Here is a 4,862-nt window from a genome sequence, read left to right on the forward strand (position 1 = left end):
TAATTGCTTTAAGTTCCTTTACCAAATCTGCCATTAAATCCTTATCCGTCTGTCTGGTCAGGAAATTCAATAGATTGTCAGCCGTATATTCTTTCAAACCATCTACTGAATTATTCTCTAAAGCATCTACCAAAAAAGCACCAAGTAATATTTTTTGCCGTGTTAGCTTCTTATCTAACTTCTGTTTCTCTCTATTTATTTTAAGCTCAAGAGCATTAATCTTCTGCTGTTCTTTTAAATCATTACCACCAAGTAAGCTCATAACTCTTCCTTAAATTATAAAAATTATAGTCTTTCAAACTATAGCAACTTCGCCAGACTCTAACAACAGTTTATGATATAGTTATTTGACAGATGGTTGCGTCCCACTGACTAAGTGAGATGGTTGCGTCCCACTGACTAAGTGCGAGTTTTCGACTTCACAAATGTTTATCCCTATCGGTCAACCATTTATAAAATCAAAACATCGGCAGGGGCAAGCCCCCACACCCCCAGCACTACGAAAATATGTAGTGCTAAAAAAGCAAAAACTGATTATCTAGTGATTTTAGAATATCGCTATGTCTTATGCTTTTTAGGTTGATAACCTAACTTTGCAAGATAGGGCATATACTGGGCTTTCTTATTTTCGTCTACAAGATCATTAGCAATAATAGCGGCAAACTCAGCAGTACTTTTACCAATAGGTGCATTACTGCCAAGTTCAGGTAAGGCAGCAAGCTTGGCGCTGAATGTTTTTACTTGGCTATCAGTCATTTTATGGAACAAGTCAGGAGTGGCACTATCTCTTTTTTTATTCTTAGCTGGGTCAAGTATCTGCTTTTTCTTAAATATAAATGATATGGCGGTAATAGTTTTACCTGTCTTATGCTGATCGTACTTGACTGTTATGTCGGTATAATCATTAATCTGTTTGACAGCATGATCTAGTACTCTCGTTTTAAAATTACACATCTGCTTATATTGCTCAGGCTTAACGCCTAGTTTTTTACGCAAGTTATCAATCGTTATCTGGTTGGTTTTACCAACAGACTGCCATTGCATCATCAACTCATACAACCTGATTGCATATTCGCTTTGCAACTCACTAACCTGCTTTAGATCGTATTCTGTGTACTGCTCGGTTAGTCTCGTTATCAATGGTATAACGTCATCTGTAAACTGTAACTCAATCATTCCAGCCGCATTAATATACCTTATCTTTTGTACCCATCTGATAAAATTATTGGCATCTTTACCTGTCTGTTCGTGAATATCATCATATTCAAAATGAGCGTCAAATAAGCCTTTGGCCGCGCTTTTCAATGCTTTATAAGCTGAATGCTTTTCTACCTTAAATTGTTCTTGGTAGCTGCTTGCATGGATTTGTAGCAATCCTCTAGCATCAATCAACTTCTCTTGTTCCCTTGCTACAACAATGGCCAAGAAGATAATGCGCTGCTCAGGTACGCCAAGCGAGTAACTGGCGCTGATTAATTTATTATGTTTAGTCACTAACTTGCTCATTATTTACTTGCTCGTTGACGGTCGATATAAATACTATAATATCATTAAATTACAACTTCAAATACATTGTAATTATAAGGTCGCTAAACGTAAGGGTATGGGTCGCTAAACGTAAGGGTATGGGTCGCTAAACGTAAGGGTATGGGTCGCTAAACGTAAGGGTATGGAGGTTAATAGCTATGACTGGCAAGGGTTACAGCGGACGTAAAAGCTCTTAAAAGCTTTTAAAAACATTAAAAACACCAAAACCTAAGAATATGTATCTAAATAATCCGCTACCAAACGCAAAATTTAAGACAATTTAAGAGATTTGCTAAGCTTATTTTTTTGATAAATTTAGGATCAGAAATTATCACATGCTAGGAATGGTTCAAGATTAGTGGCACCTTACAGTTAACTGTCATTTCAAATTGACTGTAAAAGTTCAGTTTGTTGAAGTGTTTTGCTAAGCAGCTACTTAAACTGTCTTATAGGCTTGTTAGGCATGCTAAGACAGTTATTAGGTACTTATGGGTAATTAGAGCCTAGAAGATGCTTAAACGAGCGCTAGAGAGCGATTATGATAGCAAAGGGAGAGGGAGCGACCACAGTTATATAGAATTTTGCTAAAAAGAGGTTAGTAACCATCTTTTTTATTCAAACAGTCTGTTATAAGTGGTTCCATTATACCAGTCTGTTTTAAGTAGTCTGTTAATAGGTTTGAGGGGCTAAATAACTGGTTCCCTTGGGGTATACCAATTAATTTACTTTTTCTCATACGGCTGTCCTAAATAATTTTACTTATCTAGGACAGCCCCAAGTATTTTATTGATAAGATACTTAATAGACAATTTTTAATCACTGAGCCGCACCTATGATTTTTCCTAGAACCAAGTTAACCACCACTTTTTGCGTTATTTTCTTATCACCCATACTGCTTATAGGTTGCTACAAAATCCATAACACAACGAATCAACAAAATTCTCAAGTTCAAACATTACCTGAAGAAGATAGTGAGCTTATAAAACTAAACAGATTAGCCGAACAAGGCAATGCTGAAGCACAGTATAGACTTGGCTTGATGTATGACATGGGTGAAGACGTAAGTCAGGATTATAGCAAAGCGTTTGAATGGTATGAAAAATCTGCTAATCAAGGACTCGCAAGTTCACAAAGTAAACTGGGTTCAATGTATCGTTATGGCAAAGGAGTAGAGGTAAATCATGCTAAAGCGAGTGAATGGTACTGGAAAGCCTATGAACAAGGAAATGAAGAAGCTCATTATCAGCTTGGCACGATATATATCTCAAACAAAGACAAACTTAGCCATTAAAAAAACTACTCTTATGGCATATAAGCCAGTTTTTAATAGGATATACCCTAGTTAAGGTGGTTTCCCACTAAGGCTTATTCACTTGACCTAAAAATAGTATTGCGTCAGTTTTATTGTCTTTAATCATAAAAAGAAACGGGTGATCGGCTTTAAAAACAGGTGGTGGAGCAGAGGCAGATTCAGTAGATACTACAATGCCAGTCGCTGCCGCTGCTTCGGTGCCTTTTTCATCGACGATGACCACCGCCTGATGATAGATCTCATCTATCCATGTAGATAAAGGCTGATCAAACAGTTTGAAAGTAGCCTTGTCTTGATTAAAAGCAATGGGCATGCCCATATCTGACAGCATATCTTTCATGTCGTAGCGTTCTTTAAGCTTGAACTTTGGTAAGTGAAGGTTCACTTCTTGCGTAATTAAGTCTTTATTCCACTCTTTAATCTTATCAGCGCTTAAATCACGCACCAGCTGCTGCATGGCTGTCTTGTCTTTAGATTTTGGTAATATCACCAGCATAGATAAGTCATCACCCTTATAAGGCAATTGCACGACCTGCACCTGTTTGTCCTCGCTATAACCAAAATCCGCCTGTGTATGCATCATTTTTATATTAGGACTTGTACCCACATGGTTATAAAAAGGCTGCTCACTGGTGCTTTGAATATTGAATGGCGTTTTCCAATCGCCCTTAAAGTAAACGGCGTTGGTTAATACGGCGACCGTAATTTTTTTAATACTGCCTTTTGGCAGTAATTCAGGGATCAGCTGGTTGGTATGCTGAGCGATTTTTTTATTAATAATGAGGCGTGAAGGATCAGGATTATCTTCAAAATCAAGGTTAGTCACTTGACCCCCGTAATAACGTTGTACCGTATCTACGTAGGATTTAGTAGGTGTTAACCCTTGTTCCATCCATAAATCGTTGACCGTAGCAAGTTTATAATCAGGATTGGGTTTGTTAAATTGATTATAGAGCGCGGCGCTATTAGGATTAAGAACATCCATTGAGGGATAGTAAAAAGTTTTCTGAATTTGCTCTTTGGTTTCCCCTTCCGCTGCGGCATACAGCATGGCCATCGCCGTAGACAGGCTATAAGGCGAGAAAAATACGTTTTTATCTGCTTGGTCAGGTTGACCATTTATCTGCTGATACATAGCAACGGCAAATTGATTGTTGGCAGTAATGACTTTTTCGATGCCGTCTGAAGTAGAAGCGTCATCATCAGCAGCAATAAAATCAACCGGACTATCTGCTTGAGCGTCAGCGTTGCTTTTAGCTTTATCTGGTAAGTATGATTTATCTGAATTTGATGTGGTATTGGCTACGCTGTCAGTAGGTTTAGACTCTTTCATAGTGCTGTCACAGCCACTGACCACGAATAATAGACTACTGATAGCCAATGCACTTATGATACGGTTATGATGTGCTCTTTTAAGATAACAATACTGGTTATTCTTCATATCTGCTTCACTAATAATGTAGAGTTAAGATGATGCCATTCTAGTATCATCTCTATACAATCGTTTAGTGTAGTTTGGTAAGCGTGCTATATTTTCAAGGCTAATTAGGGGCTTAAACAGCAGATAGTTCGATGCCTGTATAGCGCACCGATCATGATTAGAATATGTATGATAAGTACACCATGAAGTACACTGTGACTGTTTCAACCAGTTAAAACGTTGATACTATTAGCCTATAGCCTTAGATTCAAGTCCTCACTAGGGTACCGAACTAGTTAAAGCACCTGCTTGGTTATTCTCATATCCTCTGTAACAATTATCTAGCTTATACCCCCACTTACGTAAAACCTAGAATAGTCTCCGAGTTTATTTGGTACAAATTATAAAGCGATAGATATCACAACATAGAGTCCAGAAAAACCAGAGCAATATAGCAGCACATGAACCCAAGCCGATAACAATAGTGCCTATTCTAATACCGCCATCTAGACCCCCATTCCAAATATGAGGTGCAATAGGTGGACCCATCGTAGCAATAAACGCCAAGAAAAAGCCTAGCATTACTATAAACCCTGTAATTGC

At 37.9% G+C, this 4,862-nt stretch carries 5 protein-coding genes; 1 reads left to right on the forward strand and 4 read right to left on the reverse strand.

The genetic code is table 11. The annotated features are described in order from the left end of the window. The coding region (locus tag ACT3TU_RS13475) for a mobilization protein MobS (RefSeq protein WP_444784485.1) at positions 1–262 on the reverse strand (262 nt) is incomplete at its 3' end. A gap of 296 nt (positions 263–558) precedes the next feature. After that, the gene (repM, locus tag ACT3TU_RS13480) at positions 559–1,494 is read right to left on the reverse strand and encodes a replication initiation protein RepM (protein WP_443509710.1); all 936 of its coding nucleotides are present in this window, start codon (positions 1,492–1,494) and stop codon (positions 559–561) included. An 865-nt stretch (positions 1,495–2,359) separates the two neighbouring features. On the opposite strand from repM, the gene ACT3TU_RS13485 reads away from it, so the two are divergent. Continuing rightward, positions 2,360–2,818, forward strand: a complete 459-nt coding sequence (locus ACT3TU_RS13485) for a tetratricopeptide repeat protein (RefSeq protein WP_444784486.1) — start codon at positions 2,360–2,362, stop codon at positions 2,816–2,818. A gap of 67 nt (positions 2,819–2,885) precedes the next feature. On the opposite strand, the gene ACT3TU_RS13490 is transcribed toward ACT3TU_RS13485, so the two are convergent. Together ACT3TU_RS13490 and ACT3TU_RS13495 are read right to left on the reverse strand one after the other, a co-directional pair. Continuing rightward, complete coding sequence (locus ACT3TU_RS13490; RefSeq protein WP_192520456.1) at positions 2,886–4,280, reverse strand: serpin family protein; 1,395 nt, start codon at positions 4,278–4,280, stop codon at positions 2,886–2,888. A gap of 366 nt (positions 4,281–4,646) precedes the next feature. Further along, the coding region (locus ACT3TU_RS13495; RefSeq protein ID WP_444784487.1) for a hypothetical protein at positions 4,647–4,862 on the reverse strand (216 nt) is incomplete at its 5' end.

It is taken from the genome of Psychrobacter sp. AOP3-A1-26 (assembly GCF_052378235.1).
Lineage (GTDB): Bacteria > Pseudomonadota > Gammaproteobacteria > Pseudomonadales > Moraxellaceae > Psychrobacter.

What these genes read in the sequence shown, in the direction of transcription:
- ACT3TU_RS13485 (WP_444784486.1), top strand. Translation starts at nt 2,360, where the DNA reads ATGATTTTTCCTAGAACCAAGTTAACCACCACTTTTTGCGTTATTTTC.
- ACT3TU_RS13490 (WP_192520456.1), bottom strand. Translation starts at nt 4,280, where the DNA reads ATGAAGAATAACCAGTATTGTTATCTTAAAAGAGCACATCATAACCGT.